This is a genomic window from Leucothrix mucor DSM 2157 (assembly GCF_000419525.1).
Lineage (GTDB): Bacteria > Pseudomonadota > Gammaproteobacteria > Thiotrichales > Thiotrichaceae > Leucothrix > Leucothrix mucor.
This window is the reverse complement of record NZ_ATTE01000001.1, coordinates 3,265,205-3,278,125: the sequence shown is the minus strand read 5'-3', so window position 1 is coordinate 3,278,125 and position 12,921 is coordinate 3,265,205. Positions and strand designations below refer to the sequence as shown.

At 47.5% G+C, this 12,921-nt stretch carries 16 protein-coding genes; 3 read left to right on the top strand and 13 right to left on the bottom strand.

Features of this window, described 5'->3' with window-relative positions:
- Window positions 1–28 precede the first annotated feature (28 nt).
- The 4 genes from LEUMU_RS0114880 to LEUMU_RS0114865 form a co-directional block, all read right to left on the bottom strand.
- The gene (locus LEUMU_RS0114880; protein WP_026744803.1) at window positions 29–811 is read right to left on the bottom strand and encodes a HalD/BesD family halogenase; all 783 of its coding nucleotides are present in this window, start codon (window positions 809–811) and stop codon (window positions 29–31) included.
- 87 nt (window positions 812–898) lie between these two features.
- Window positions 899–2,128, bottom strand: a complete 1,230-nt coding sequence (locus tag LEUMU_RS0114875; protein WP_022953081.1) for an RtcB family protein — start codon at window positions 2,126–2,128, stop codon at window positions 899–901.
- Window positions 2,129–2,415: 287 nt separating this feature from the next.
- The gene (locus LEUMU_RS0114870) at window positions 2,416–2,781 is read right to left on the bottom strand and encodes a DUF1304 domain-containing protein (RefSeq protein WP_022953080.1); all 366 of its coding nucleotides are present in this window, start codon (window positions 2,779–2,781) and stop codon (window positions 2,416–2,418) included.
- Between the two features lie 20 nt (window positions 2,782–2,801).
- Complete coding sequence (locus tag LEUMU_RS0114865; protein ID WP_022953079.1) at window positions 2,802–3,143, bottom strand: transporter associated domain-containing protein; 342 nt, start codon at window positions 3,141–3,143, stop codon at window positions 2,802–2,804.
- A gap of 103 nt (window positions 3,144–3,246) precedes the next feature.
- Here LEUMU_RS0114865 and LEUMU_RS0114860 point away from each other — a divergent pair, with 103 nt between their 5' ends.
- Complete coding sequence (locus tag LEUMU_RS0114860; protein WP_022953078.1) at window positions 3,247–3,609, top strand: type II toxin-antitoxin system VapC family toxin; 363 nt, start codon at window positions 3,247–3,249, stop codon at window positions 3,607–3,609.
- Window positions 3,610–3,696: 87 nt separating this feature from the next.
- Here the strand turns inward: LEUMU_RS0114860 and LEUMU_RS0114855 are convergent, their stop codons facing one another.
- The 6 genes from LEUMU_RS0114855 to LEUMU_RS0114830 all read right to left on the bottom strand — a co-directional run bounded on the left by LEUMU_RS0114855 (window position 3,697) and on the right by LEUMU_RS0114830 (window position 9,080).
- Window positions 3,697–4,260 carry a DUF411 domain-containing protein gene (locus LEUMU_RS0114855; protein WP_022953077.1) on the bottom strand — a complete coding sequence of 188 codons (564 nt, stop codon included), beginning with the start codon at window positions 4,258–4,260 and terminating at the stop codon, window positions 3,697–3,699.
- A gap of 23 nt (window positions 4,261–4,283) precedes the next feature.
- Window positions 4,284–5,168 (bottom strand): copper resistance D family protein, encoded by an 885-nt coding sequence (locus tag LEUMU_RS26250; protein ID WP_022953076.1) that lies wholly within the window; start codon window positions 5,166–5,168, stop codon window positions 4,284–4,286.
- Window positions 5,169–5,227: 59 nt separating this feature from the next.
- Window positions 5,228–5,644, bottom strand: coding sequence for a copper resistance CopC family protein (locus LEUMU_RS0114845; protein WP_022953075.1), 417 nt, complete (start codon window positions 5,642–5,644; stop codon window positions 5,228–5,230).
- A gap of 38 nt (window positions 5,645–5,682) precedes the next feature.
- Window positions 5,683–6,762 (bottom strand): copper resistance protein B, encoded by a 1,080-nt coding sequence (locus LEUMU_RS29050; protein WP_022953074.1) that lies wholly within the window; start codon window positions 6,760–6,762, stop codon window positions 5,683–5,685.
- 15 nt (window positions 6,763–6,777) lie between these two features.
- On the bottom strand, window positions 6,778–8,514 hold the full coding sequence (locus tag LEUMU_RS0114835; RefSeq protein ID WP_022953073.1) for a copper resistance system multicopper oxidase: 1,737 nt from the start codon (window positions 8,512–8,514) through the stop codon (window positions 6,778–6,780).
- A gap of 179 nt (window positions 8,515–8,693) precedes the next feature.
- A complete protein-coding gene (locus LEUMU_RS0114830) occupies window positions 8,694–9,080 on the bottom strand; it encodes a CopL family metal-binding regulatory protein (RefSeq protein WP_040503986.1) in 387 nt (128 codons plus the stop codon).
- A 174-nt stretch (window positions 9,081–9,254) separates the two neighbouring features.
- On the opposite strand from LEUMU_RS0114830, the gene LEUMU_RS0114825 reads away from it, so the two are divergent.
- Window positions 9,255–9,716, top strand: a complete 462-nt coding sequence (locus LEUMU_RS0114825; RefSeq protein WP_022953071.1) for a hypothetical protein — start codon at window positions 9,255–9,257, stop codon at window positions 9,714–9,716.
- Window positions 9,717–9,776: 60 nt separating this feature from the next.
- Here the strand turns inward: LEUMU_RS0114825 and LEUMU_RS0114820 are convergent, their stop codons facing one another.
- The 3 genes from LEUMU_RS0114820 to LEUMU_RS26245 all read right to left on the bottom strand — a co-directional run bounded on the left by LEUMU_RS0114820 (window position 9,777) and on the right by LEUMU_RS26245 (window position 11,347).
- On the bottom strand, window positions 9,777–10,139 hold the full coding sequence (locus LEUMU_RS0114820; RefSeq protein WP_040503985.1) for a hypothetical protein: 363 nt from the start codon (window positions 10,137–10,139) through the stop codon (window positions 9,777–9,779).
- Window positions 10,136–10,609 (bottom strand): hypothetical protein, encoded by a 474-nt coding sequence (locus LEUMU_RS0114815; RefSeq protein WP_022953069.1) that lies wholly within the window; start codon window positions 10,607–10,609, stop codon window positions 10,136–10,138. Before LEUMU_RS0114815 ends, LEUMU_RS0114820 begins: the two co-directional genes overlap by 4 nt.
- Window positions 10,610–10,864: 255 nt before the next feature.
- The gene (locus tag LEUMU_RS26245) at window positions 10,865–11,347 is read right to left on the bottom strand and encodes a DUF302 domain-containing protein (protein ID WP_022953067.1); all 483 of its coding nucleotides are present in this window, start codon (window positions 11,345–11,347) and stop codon (window positions 10,865–10,867) included.
- Between the two features lie 228 nt (window positions 11,348–11,575).
- Between LEUMU_RS26245 and ugpB the strand changes: the two genes are divergently transcribed.
- The gene (gene ugpB / locus LEUMU_RS0114800) at window positions 11,576–12,886 is read left to right on the top strand and encodes a sn-glycerol-3-phosphate ABC transporter substrate-binding protein UgpB (protein WP_022953066.1); all 1,311 of its coding nucleotides are present in this window, start codon (window positions 11,576–11,578) and stop codon (window positions 12,884–12,886) included.
- Window positions 12,887–12,921: the final 35 nt, after the last annotated feature.

The window sequence follows — 12,921 nt, the reverse complement described above, 5'->3', positions numbered from 1 at the left end:
AGCTTGCATGGACTCAGTTTATTAAAACTTAAGCCAAGCGCCCATAAAAAGTCATGCGTGCAGACTCTGACAGTTGAACGCCAGGTTGGCCATTATAAGCCAGCACCACCAGCATTCGCGTGGTATCACCCTCCGTTGGCGTGACCCGATGCATGGAGTTTCTCCCACGAAACAGCGCCAGCGAGCCTTCTTCAATTTCCAATGAAGACACGGCAGCGTCGCCATTCAAAACCTGATCCACGACGTCGACATTCATCTCACCACGATCAGCATCACGCATGTTTTTAACATACTCAAATGCGCCACCGCCTTTCGGTTTTTGAATCATCAAGGTAATGGCAAAGGAGGAGTTATCAAAGTGCCAGCCCAGTTCCTGCTCTTCACTGGCAAAGTGCACATTGATCGAAGACAGCTCGTCCGCGTATTTGTACAGGGCCTCTTCGCCCAGCACGTAGCAGAGAAAGTCTTTAAACGCTGGCGAGTCGTACAAGGTTCGCAAGGGGGATTCCGCTGAAACCTGATCATCCGTAATGCAGCCTTTGCTGGAGTCTACTTCACGATTTCGTGGGTGATCCATCGCAAAATCAGTGTCGGGCGGGGTTAGGAATACATTGTGTTTTTGCTTACAAAACCAAGCTAAATCCTGCTTGGTCTCGCCTTCTAGCTTGACGTGTTTGATGGCTGCTTCTGAGAAAAACTTGGGCAATACCAGAGCGCCATTCAGATCAAGCTCGGCCTTACAGCGCGCTTGAAAGTCGGGATCTGAAATGGGGTTTGATGATAGGTTGATCACATCGCTCAGGTTTTTCATTGCTTGATTCTCGCTACTGTTTTGTAAGGCGGCATGACAACAATTTACACTGCCTGTTGCTAGCTGTACAAGGCCCCATCCCATCATCTATCCCTTCACACAAACCACTTGCTTCAGCGTATGTAGGATCTCCACCAGATCACTCTGCGCCGCCATCACTTTTTCAATCGGCTTATAAGCGGAGGGCGTTTCATCAATCACACTGGCATCCACACGGCATTCCACACCGGCAACAGCGAGTTTATGCTCATCCAGCGACACGCGACGTTTTGCCTCGGTACGTGACATCACACGGCCCGCGCCATGGCTGCAGCTGCAAAAGCTTTCTTCATTTCCCAGTCCGTGCACGATAAATGATTTCGCGCCCATGCTACCCGGAATAATTCCCAGTTGGCCTTTTTGCGCACTCACGGCACCTTTGCGTGTCACCCAGACATCCTTGCCGTAATGGTATTCGCGGCTGATGTAGTTATGGTGGCAATTAACCGCTTCGACATCGGCGGTGAATGGCATTGGCATAATCTCGCGGATCGCTTGTAACGTACGCGCCATCATGACTTCGCGGTTGGCTCGTGCGAAATCCTGCGCCCATGCTACGGCATCCACATAATCACGAAAGTGCGGGCTACCTTCAGGCAGGTAAGCCAAGTCTTTATCGGGCAAGTGAATAAAGTAGCGCTCCATATCCTTTTTAGCCTGCTCAATAAAATGCGATCCAATGGCATTACCGACACCACGTGAACCGCTGTGCAGCATCACCCACACGGCTTGTGTTTCATCCAGACACAGCTCGATGAAGTGGTTTCCGGTTCCCAGCGTTCCCAAGTGTTTCAGGTTATTGGTGTTTTTCAGGAAAGGGTGCTTTTCGCACAATTGCTGAAATCCATCGCTCAAGGTTAGCCATTTATCCAGCACATCGTCTGGTGGATTTCCCCAGCTTCCGGTATCACGTTTTCCACGTGACATATTGCGACCATGCGGAACGAGGGACTCAATCTTGCTGCGCATGGCTTCGAGTGAGTCGGGTAGGTCGGACGCGGTTAGAGTGGTTTTCGCGGCCATCATTCCGCAACCCAAATCGACACCCACCGCCGCCGGAATAATCGCGCCTATCGTTGGAATCACGCTACCAATCGTGGCACCTTTTCCCAGATGCACATCGGGCATTGCCGCGACCCATTTATGAATAAACGGCATCTGCGCCATATTCAGCAATTGCTGTTTGGCATTGTCATTAAAAGGCACGCCTTTCGTCCACGCTTTAATGGGAGAGTAGCCTGCCTCGTGCAGAACTTCATAGTTGCCAGTTGTCGTCATGGTACTTTCCTTGTTTGTCATTATTTTCATAGAAGATATTGCAAGGGATGTGCCAAGACATTGAGTGTGGTTTTAAGTCTTTGTAAAATAGATGGAAGTTTATTATTGTGAAGTGAGATGATATTTAGATGGCGATAAAATGCTATCTAAATAAATACAGCCTTATCAAAATTGATTGATTGATTGATTGATTGATTGATTGATTGATTGATTGATTGATTGATTGATTGATTGATTGATTGATTGATTGGACTAGGGCGTGAAACTTGGCTTTAGCAGAGTGCGGATTAGCCAAATAAAACCAGACTCAGCAGCGCAAGAATAGCCGGCACTCCCTGCATCACCAGAATAGATTTCTTAACGGTCGCTGCTCCATACACGGCGGCAACTAACACGCAAATTAAGAAAAATGTCTGTATCTGAAAGCCAAATTCAGCATTGCTGTGAAATACGCCCCACAGTAAACCCGCCGCTAAAAAGCCATTGTATAGCCCTTGGTTTGCTGCCAGTGTTTTGGTCGACTCTGCAAATTCTGGCGTGGTGCCGAAGGCTTTGCGGGTTCTGGGTTTAGTCCACATAAACATTTCGAGTACTAGTATATAGACGTGCTCGATCGCGACGAGTAAGACCAAAGCGGTGGCGAGGTAATGCATTGCGTGATTCCTTTGAGGAGTTACCGGTTAACAGGATAAATATTGACCCGCTCAAGGTTATCATTAATCACGAGAAAGGTGACGCCATAGCAGTCGATCTGGTCGCCGCTTCTGGGGTTTTTGCCTAACCCACGAGCGATCGCATCTCTCACCGTGAGGCGTGCGTCGGGTTCGGGCAGGTTGAGTTGGCACTGGCTTTGGAGGCTGGCTAAGGTGTAGCTGCCTTTGCTGACCCAGTGGTCATTTTGCCAAACGGCATTGTTGGTTTGTTGTCGTTTTATAACGCTGTACACGCCCAATATGATTAGTACTAGCACAATGATCAACGCGAGTAACAGGCTTGTGTGGCTATCGTCAGTCATAGAAATTCTCCCTCTTTCATATTAATTGGACTCGGCTAAGTAGTAGAAAGTCACAAATAAAGTGATAATGCGCGCAGCCATTTATTAGCTAAAACGGATTTCCATGCTGTTAATCGAAAGTAATATCTTTATCTACGCCATTCTTCCGGAGCATAAAGCGCTGCGCGACTGGATGATCAAACAAGATTTTGCCACCGCTGAAATTACGCTCGTTGAAGTGCTGGGTTATCACCAGCTAAAAGGGGAGGATGCTCGGGAGTTAGAAGCACTTTTTAATATGTCGCGCGTGCTGCCTATGTCGCGGGATATTGTGGATAAGGCGATTGAGTTACGACGGCAGCGGAAAATGGGCTTGGCGGATTCGCTGATTGCAGCGACGGCCTTGGAACATAATATTCCGCTGATTACTCGTAATACGACGGATTATGATTGGATTGAGGAATTAGACGTTCGAAATCCAATGTAGGCGAGCCGGTGTTATGACTCGCCTACTTTTAGTAATACATCGCTTAGTAGCTGATCGCTAAAGTGGACTTTTGAAGCGTTTGGAATATCAATAAGCGCTAAACACACCAACTGCCTTACCATCTTTAAAGCTCACCACATCATAGCCTGATGGCTTGCTACCTTTAGGTGCCATGCCTGGTGAATTCATTGGCATTCCCGGTGCAGTTAAGCCTGAAATATCTGGCTTCTCGCTCAGCAAGCGCTTCACATCATCAGCTGGCACATGGCCTTCAATCGCATAGCCATCCACAAAGGCTGTATGACAAGAGCCTAAGCCCGCGCCCAATTTTGCTTTGATTTTGTATTCATTGAGGTTGTCTGAGTCATGCGCTTCAACGGGAAAGCCATTGTCTTTCATGTGTTCAATCCAAGCCGTGCAACAGCCGCAAGTGGCACTTTTATAAACGGTGACTAGCGGCAATGGTAATGACTTGGGCTTGACTGAGGTCGATGCGGCTACTTCCACGGGTTGTGATACTGCAGTTGTTTCCGGTGTTGCTGTATCCGTTGTCGCCAGAGCAACCGGTGATAAAGCACCTAAGCAGAGTGCACCAATCAAGCCTGCGATTAGTTGTGTTGAAGTAGTTATTGTTTGTTTTATGTATTTCATAATATTACCTGTTTTCTAAATAATTAAATTGGAGCGGGTCCAACTAAGGTACTGAGTACGGCGGTCACGATCAGAATGAAAAGGGCGATGGCCATTTCAATACTAATCGACCGTTGGAGCGCCAAGGCTGAATGATGGCTGTTTAAAGCGGGCACCAATCGAAACTTGTGCAGGGCTGCAAACGCTAAGATGGCGGCGACAGCGCTGACTTTTAAGATCAACACATTGCCATGAGCACTGGTGAATAGATTGTCAAAGTTGGACTCCAGCGCGTAGGAAATACCAAGGCCTGCCAGTAATAGTGTCGCGACCATTAGCGAGGCTTGTTTTCCAAATTCATGCATTAATAGTCGCAAGGTGTTGGTCGGATAGCTTTCGCACCAGAGCCTCAGTGGGTGCAAAAAACCAACCCACCACATGGCAATAAAGATATGAAGCACGAGCGCGATTCTGACCCATGCCGCTTGATTGGTTGTATGACCACTGAAAGTAAATGACGCAGCAATCAAAAATGACAGAGCAAAACACAGCATCAATATTGGCTTAGCTAGGCTGGCTTTAAAGCGCACGATAATCAACAGCATCAGCAGTCCAAACCAACCGATTAGTCGTAGCTTGTAGCTCATGCCAACACCGGATTGCCAGAGTATTTCGATGTACATGTCATCCCACATACCTGCTAAACCGGCTTCGGCAAACGAGCCCACTTTGACTAGAAAGCTGGCACTGGCAAATAGTAACCCCAGCACTGTGCCCCAAGTGGCATAGCCCAGAAACGGCAAGCTTTGTGGCTCATAACGTTGCGTCATCAGCATGGCGGAAACACCACCTAGCGACATGGCGAAGGCAATATAGAGCAGTAGTTTGGTGGAGAAAGCAGCCACTAACCACAGGGGGATATTGTCCATGAGTCTATTCCTCTGATAATCGCGGAGCCACCAAGGCAACCCCGCGAAAGGGCTAATCGTTAGTGATCATGCTTTTTGGCATTGTGCATCTCATCATGATCTTCGCCAGGGCTCATCTGCATACCCTCTCCGTGTACCATAAAGCTGAAGTCGCCAGTCATTTTGTGGCCATCTTTACCCATCGACACCCAACTGACCATGTACTCACCCATGCTCATTTCTGGCGCTTTCACTTTGAAGGTGGTGCCCGCATCGGCAGAGGGTTTGAAGTCAATGTCTAAGTCTTTATGCTCGCCATCCATTAGCGTCACTTTCATTAGGCGAACGGCTGCGCCAAAGGTGAGGGTGAGTTGCTTGGGTGCGGCATCTAACATTTGCTCATTGGCAGGGTAGGTGGACTTGATTCCGGTGTGTGCTAATGCAGCTGTGCTCAGTGTGAATAGGCTGGCGATCATGAGTGTTTTTAACAGTTTCATTGTGTTATTTCCTGTGATTAATAGTTATTGATGTGTGCTTAGAACCAAGCTTCAACGCCTAGTATGAGCTGTGTGTCGGATGTTTCTTCGCCAGACTGTTTTAACATATCGGCTGTATTCCCAAAGGACTTTGACCAGTTAACGCCAATGTAGGGCGCAAACTCGCGCTTGAGTTCATGCTTTAGGCGCAGTGAAATGTCTAGATCGGATATACCAGAACCAATACCCGCTTCCTCATCGTCTTTAGTGTAAAAGTTAGCACCTAACTCAGGGACTAGTGCGGTTTTTTGCGAGAGCATAAGTTCATATTCTGTGTTTAAACGGGCTCCAACCTGTCCGCCTTTGCCGAAGAATAAACTAGCATCAACATCAAGCTGGTAAGGCGCGGTACCTTTTAAACCTAACACCACCCATTCCCGTGAGACCGGCTCAAAGTCTTTGCGTACACCGACCTGAAAATCCCAAAATGGGGCAATGGCTCGACTGTATAAGGCTTGTAATTCGGCCTCGGCTATCTCGCCATCTTCTGATTCAATATCAGTTTTCAACCACAGCTTGTTAAGGTCTTTGCCGACCCAAGCCTCTGCGTCTAAAGCGAGCGAGTCCTCATCGTCGTTACCAAAGCGATATTCCAATGCATTGATCATTAGCTTGCTGAGGATTGGGTCATCATCCATGTGCATCGCACCGGGAAATGGCATCGGCACATCCTCCGCCATTGAGCCATCACTAACTGGAATACTCGCGGCAGGTGCTGCGGCATGATTCATTTTAGAATGGTCCATGGTTTTAGCCGGCACTTTATTCGGCGCTTTACCCATGGTCATAGCGGCGTGATTCATTTTGGAATGATCGACAGTTTTAGTGGGTGTTTGCTCCTTCGTCATTGCCGCATGGTTCATGGTTGAGTGATCCATTTTAGAATGGTCAACCATTGGCGCTTGTTGGGCTGTTTTTTCCGGCATAACTTGAGCCGCTTGTTCTGCAGCTTGTTGCTTACAAAATGACATAGCGGCATGCATGGGTTGTGAGCAGTCCATTGTCATCGGCTTGTGTTTTGCATTTGCCACCGGAGAAAAACAGAGCCCTAAAGCCATAAGTGATAGTGTTTTTTTCATAATCCAATTCCCTCTTTAAGCGACAATGACACGGCGGAACATGCCTTCCATGTGATAAATCAAATGACAGTGGTAGGCCCATTGACCCTTGGCATCGGCGGTGACGAGATAGCTAATCTTGGCTCCCGGCTGCGCTACAATCGTGTGCTTGCGAGGCAGGTAATTATTGTCTCCGGTTTCCAGTTCGCTCCACATGCCATGCAGATGAATGGGGTGATTCATCATGGTGTCGTTAATCAGCGTAAAGCGCACACGCTCACCAAAACGCAGTCCAATTGGCTTGGATTCTGCATATTTAACACCGTTAAATGACCACATATAACGGCTCATATTGCCAGTTAAATGCAGCTCGATTTCGCGGGTTGGTGGGCGGGTGTCCAGGGTTGGATAGCGGTTTTTTATATCGGCATAGGTGAGTACCCGACGGCCATTATTTCTGAGGCCGACGCCAGGGTCATCTAAGCGAACCTGTGGATTCATGGCAACCATATCGACTTGAGGGCCACGCTGAATTTGTACGCCGCCTGCGTTTTTCATTGAGTCATGGTTCATGCCAGACATTCCGGCCATTGCCGAGTGATCCATACCTTCCATTCCATCCATGCCGCTCATATCACCCATACCCATATCGGTATGCGTTAATACGGGCACTGCATCCATTGCAGGAACAGCTGCTTGTTGGGCAGGGTTACTGGTCAAGGTGCCTCTGGCATAGCCCGAGCGATCAATTGCTTGGGAGAATATGGTGTACGAGCCGGCTTTTGGCTCCACGATGACATCGTAGGTTTCAGCAATACCAATCCGGAATTCATCAATGCCATTAACGGGTTGAATATTTTGCCCATCGCTAGCCACGACCTGCATTTTTAAACCGGGAATGCGGATATCAAAAAAGGTCATGGCTGAGGCATTGATAAAGCGTAAGCGCACTTTTTCACCCGGTTTGAATGTACCGGTCCAGCCTTCGCTAGGTGTTTTGCCATTGGCTAAAAAGGTGTACGTCCAGCCGGTTACATCCGAGAGGTCGCGGTCACTCATGCGCATTTGGTTCCACATTTCGCGATCATCAACGGCTTTACTAAAGCCTTTGGCGGCGGCTTCTTTGGCCAGATCCTGCAAGGTGCGTTCTTTAGTATTGTAGTAGTGGCTGAGCTTTTTGAGCTTGGCGTAGATTTGCTCAGGCTTCTCATCGGACCAGTCGGATAACAGCACCACATAGTCACGGTCATAAGCAACCTCATCAGCTTCGCGCGGCTCAATGACAATTGAACCATATAATCCCGTTTGTTCCTGATAGCCTGAGTGGCTGTGATACCAGTAAGTCCCGCTTTGCACCGCTTTAAACTGATAGGTAAAGCTCTCGCCGGGCTTGATGCCTGCAAAGCTAAGCCCTGGTACGCCATCCATATTGCTAGGTAGAATCAGGCCATGCCAATGCACGGAGGAGGTCACCGACATTTTATTGGTAACACGAATGGTGATCTGCTCGCCTTCTTTCATGCGCAGCGTGGGGCCGGGTAGTGAGCCATTAATGGTGGTGGCCATGCGGCGTTTGCCGGTGAAATTAACTTCTACCTCTTCAAGTGTTAGCTCAAAGTGATTGCCTGTTAGTACCTGAGCGTTGCCAGTCGTTGGTGCGGCAAATAAGCCGGAAGGTGCCAGTCCTGCCAGAAAAGCAGAGGCTGTTAAGCCTTGTACAAATTGACGCCGTGTCGGGTTTTCAAGACGGTTGTCGGTTGATTTAGTGTTCATGCTGAATCCAAATAATTCTTTGATTTTATTTAGATTACCGCTTGCTTAGTCGAGGAGCTGAAGACGTAATAATGCGCTGGGTTAGCGTGTTACACGACGTGTATTCAATGACAAATCAAGGGTAATCGAAGTAAAGCAGCGACATGCGGTTTATTAAAAACGCAATGTGCTTAAAGGATTCAGGCGAGTTTGGGAGGTCTTAGCAGGCGGGAGTAGGTGCGGGGTGCAAGCCATAAACGATAGTCCGCTTCAAAGCTAAAACGGTTACTGGTGTTGAAACTGGATAGTTCACTAATCAATGCGCCACTGCAATGAGCAAGGCAGGCGCCGCAGTCCTGATGTTCGCCACAACTTGCTTCGGCAGACGTTTTTGATGAACAGTGGTCGGTCATGCTTAACTGATCGGCATCGTGGTGACTGGCATTCATTTGATTGTGTTGCGAGGTAGGTGCTTCCATTGTCATGGCCGAGGCCATTGCCGTCATTTCTGCCATCATCACTGATCCCGCAATGGCATTCGCATTGAAGGATATAAATAATAGAAAAATGAGGAAGTAACGTTTCATGCTGAGAATAGTGTGGATTTTTACAGAGACTGTCAACAAGCATCCGATTGAAACCCATTAATACTTCGCAAGCCCTTTGTAAGGATGTGTAAAGAATGGCCCAGCTGGGTGAGCCTCTGCGCTTTTATGATTGTAAGGACAAACAACCCATTTACACATTACTGGAGTTACATCATGTTAAAGCAAATCACAATGACCACTATCGCCGCTGCTACTTTGCTAGTTAGCATGCAAGCTAGCGCTTACAGCCCAAATAACGGGCATAACTCGGGTATTAACCAAGAGCAGCGCGAGCAGGCAGTGATGATTCAGCAAGGCATTAAAACGTGCGAAATCACGCCAAGAGAGGCGCAACAGTTGCGATCTACTCAAAGCCGCATCAAGTCTCTTGAGCAGCAGTACCGCGCTAATGGCTTCAGCTCATGGGAGCGTCAATCGCTGCAAAACAAACTGCATGCGGCTCGCGTAGAGATCAATACGCTAACGAAAAACCGCACAACCTGCCGCACAGAGTCAAAGCGCGACAACCGTCAATATGATAATCGCCAGCAGGGTGGCAATAATCATGGCGCGAACAACCATGGCTCAAATAACAATCACTCTAACGGTGGTAGCATCAGTGTTCGTGTTTGGTAATTAGGAACGTTTTTCCAATAACTCGTTCGAGGCGACCCACATGGGTCGCCTTTTTTATGATTACAGTAGCTCGAAGTTCACTAGGCGATTCACCGCACCTCGTACCTTCTCAAAGGCGGCATTGATTGCGGCTTCAATCGCGAGGTCTTTTAAGCCCTCACACTCCACCATTAGCATCTTTATATTTAGCTGCTGAAATTCAATCAGCTCACGGGCTGACTCCTCGGTCAACTCTCCCTCAAGCTGTAGTTTGTTAATGTATAAAATGCTTTCGTTGACTCCCCGAATCTGCTCTTCCATGGCAGGGCGTAGTTGTACCCAGTGAACCCCTAGCGATGTTCGGAAACTGATAAGCATATCTTTCGCGACTGATTCTAAGTCTGGCGTTGTGCCATTAATGGTATTTATTTCGTCTGTCATCATAGTCCTGCCGGAGTCAAAGTGTAAGGTTTCGGAGCGCCGCGTAATTTAGCCAATTCAAAACGTAAAATACTGTCTAACATTCCCGTCAGTGATTCGTTTAGGAGCGCAATTTCTACTCTATCCAGACAGGCTCTTCGATGTTTTTTCTGTAGTTTCTTCAGGGCTTCGTCCAGCACGCTAACTTGTTTTGAGGTCGTTTTATTTTTACTTTTTGCCCGCTCCCGCATGGTCATCAAGTCGAGATCAACCCACACTTGCTTATATTTATCTGCGTGGTTTTGATAGGTGCATTCCTCAGGTTTTTCTACTTGATCTTCCAGTTCGAAAAACAACCGAGTGAGTTGAGTACGGATATTTGATACCGACGTTTCGGTGCGAGAGTCGTAATCGCTGACCATGTGCACAGCGCAGCCCGACAGTGCGAACAGTAGTAGGAGTAACAGACCGTTACTCTGAAGCTTATATTTCATGAATCCCCCCAATGGATTTAGCCGATTGATATGCTAACACATAGTGTGCATTTTTAGACCAATAATTCACTTTGGCTGCCGGTTAATGGTGGTGGGCGATGCGAGGTTGAATTTAATTGCTTGGTGGGGAAGTTGTAGTAAATTGGGATTTTTGCAGAAAACTGAAGTATCTGGCGGAGTTTGAAACCCGGAGCAGCAACCATTTACAATTGCCACTCCGGATTGTTGAGCTATTTTCTAATAAAACTTAACGCTTTACTCAGAAGCAACCGCCGCCGAAGTTAATTTATCCAATCCATCTGTCAGCGCGCCAATCACCTTGTGGCCTTCCAGGTCATATTCTTTAACCATGTCGACCGGCTTGTGATAAGCGATATATACCTTCTCATCTTTAGCCTGATACACCACAACCCGTAGCGGTAAATCCAGCGCAACACGAATATCATCATTCATCAGCATGGTGCCGCCTTTCGGATTACCAAAAATAATCACCTGCGCAGGGGCCATGGTCAGCTCGGCTGCTTCAGCATTTTTCTGGTGATCGATGCGTACAAATACATCAAAGCCCTTACTTTTTACTATAGCCTCAAATTTATCCATGGTGTCGTTCACGGAATGTGGGCTGAGCTTTGTGCTAATCGTACTAGGAGCTTCCATAGATTTAGGCTCGGCATGAGAGTCTGCGAATGCTGGCATTGAAAACACTAACAATGATGAAAGAGCCAGTAAGTACTTCATATTCTTATCCTTCGAATTGGGGGAGTACTTAAGTATACGGTGTTTGTCTGGTTTTGGATGTGGGAGATTTTTCAGTCGATTTTCAAATGAGCATTCGATAATTTCATATGAATGTAACATTCGGCTTATATAGTCCGGAAACACCAGAGATATTTGGCTGGAAAACTTTTTTCATTATTGTTAATGTTCATTTGAACGTTTATGTTCAACATTCGAGGAGTGAAACAAATGGGACCGTTTATTAAGAAGCTGGCGCTAGCGACTGCGCTGGTAACCGCAACACCGATGGCATACGCAGAAACAGAAATTCAGTGGTGGCATGCATTTACTGGTCGTTTGGGCGATTTGCTTAACGAGCAGGTAGACACATTCAACAAAAGTCAGTCCGACTACAAAGTAGTTGCGACGCACAAGGGTAACTATTCCGAAACATTAAACGCAGGTATCGCTGCATTCCGTGCGGGCGAGCATCCTCAAATGCTGATGGTATTTGAAGTGGGAACGGCGTCCATGATGGCGGCAAAGGGCGCTATCAATCCTGTTTATGAAATGATGGAGGCGTCTAACGAGAAGTTAGATCCTAAAGATTACTTGCAGGCAGTTACCGGTTATTACACAACCACCGACGGTAAAATGCTATCTCTGCCTTACAACGCATCAACTCCCGTTTTATATGTAAACAAAGATGCACTGAAAGCCGCCAAGCTAGACCCTGAAATGGATCTGAGCACGTGGGATAAAGTTGGCGATGCGCTGACGGCATTGAAAGAAAACGGTTCTGAGTGTCCTTTGACAACTGCGTGGCAGAGCTGGGTGCATTTGGAAAACCTATCGGCGTATCACAATGTGCCATTTGCATCGAAGTCTAACGGCTTTGAAGGCACCGATACTGAGCTGACATTCAATGGCCCAGTACAAGTGAAGCACATCCAAATGATGGGTGACTGGGCGAAAGATGGCAAGTTCATCTACGCGGGTCGTCGTAACGAAGGTGGAGCTCGTTTCCGTTCTGGTGAGTGTGCATTATTCACTGAAAGTTCAGCAGGTTACGCTGGCGTAAAGGCAGAAGCAAAGTTTGATTTTGCAATCCGTCCATTGCCTTACTGGGCAGAGACTGAAGCACCACAAAACACCATTATCGGTGGTGCATCATTGTGGGCATTGTCAGGTCACACGGCTGAAGAATACAAAGGCGTATCGAAGTTCATGACCTTCCTGTCGTCTTCTGATATTCAGGCGAAATGGCATCAGGATACTGGCTACCTGCCAATCACGATGGCAGCTTATGAAGCGACTAAAGCCTCTGGCTACTACGAGAAAGAAGTTGGCACTGATATCGCGATCAAGCAAATGACTAACAAAGAGCCGACTCAAAACTCTAAAGGTTTGCGTTTAGGTTCGTTTGATCAGATCCGAGGCATTATCGATGAAGAGTTAGAAGCAGTTTGGACGGCCGATAAAACGGCTCAGGTTGCTTTAGATAGTGCAGTAAAGCGTGGTAATGAATTGCTACGTCGTTTTGAGCGTTCCGCTAAGTAACGCGTTATAAAGTCCGCGCTGGGGTGACGTTACGT

Coding starts and splice junctions, on each gene's coding strand:
- LEUMU_RS0114880 (WP_026744803.1), bottom strand. CDS start 811: ATGAAAAACCTGAGCGATGTGATCAACCTATCATCAAACCCCATTTCA.
- LEUMU_RS0114875 (WP_022953081.1), bottom strand. CDS start 2,128: ATGACGACAACTGGCAACTATGAAGTTCTGCACGAGGCAGGCTACTCT.
- LEUMU_RS0114870 (WP_022953080.1), bottom strand. CDS start 2,781: ATGCATTACCTCGCCACCGCTTTGGTCTTACTCGTCGCGATCGAGCAC.
- LEUMU_RS0114865 (WP_022953079.1), bottom strand. CDS start 3,143: ATGACTGACGATAGCCACACAAGCCTGTTACTCGCGTTGATCATTGTG.
- LEUMU_RS0114860 (WP_022953078.1), top strand. CDS start 3,247: ATGCTGTTAATCGAAAGTAATATCTTTATCTACGCCATTCTTCCGGAG.
- LEUMU_RS0114855 (WP_022953077.1), bottom strand. CDS start 4,260: ATGAAATACATAAAACAAACAATAACTACTTCAACACAACTAATCGCA.
- LEUMU_RS26250 (WP_022953076.1), bottom strand. CDS start 5,168: ATGGACAATATCCCCCTGTGGTTAGTGGCTGCTTTCTCCACCAAACTA.
- LEUMU_RS0114845 (WP_022953075.1), bottom strand. CDS start 5,644: ATGAAACTGTTAAAAACACTCATGATCGCCAGCCTATTCACACTGAGC.
- LEUMU_RS29050 (WP_022953074.1), bottom strand. CDS start 6,762: ATGAAAAAAACACTATCACTTATGGCTTTAGGGCTCTGTTTTTCTCCG.
- LEUMU_RS0114835 (WP_022953073.1), bottom strand. CDS start 8,514: ATGAACACTAAATCAACCGACAACCGTCTTGAAAACCCGACACGGCGT.
- LEUMU_RS0114830 (WP_040503986.1), bottom strand. CDS start 9,080: ATGAAACGTTACTTCCTCATTTTTCTATTATTTATATCCTTCAATGCG.
- LEUMU_RS0114825 (WP_022953071.1), top strand. CDS start 9,255: ATGTTAAAGCAAATCACAATGACCACTATCGCCGCTGCTACTTTGCTA.
- LEUMU_RS0114820 (WP_040503985.1), bottom strand. CDS start 10,139: ATGATGACAGACGAAATAAATACCATTAATGGCACAACGCCAGACTTA.
- LEUMU_RS0114815 (WP_022953069.1), bottom strand. CDS start 10,609: ATGAAATATAAGCTTCAGAGTAACGGTCTGTTACTCCTACTACTGTTC.
- LEUMU_RS26245 (WP_022953067.1), bottom strand. CDS start 11,347: ATGAAGTACTTACTGGCTCTTTCATCATTGTTAGTGTTTTCAATGCCA.
- ugpB (WP_022953066.1), top strand. CDS start 11,576: ATGGGACCGTTTATTAAGAAGCTGGCGCTAGCGACTGCGCTGGTAACC.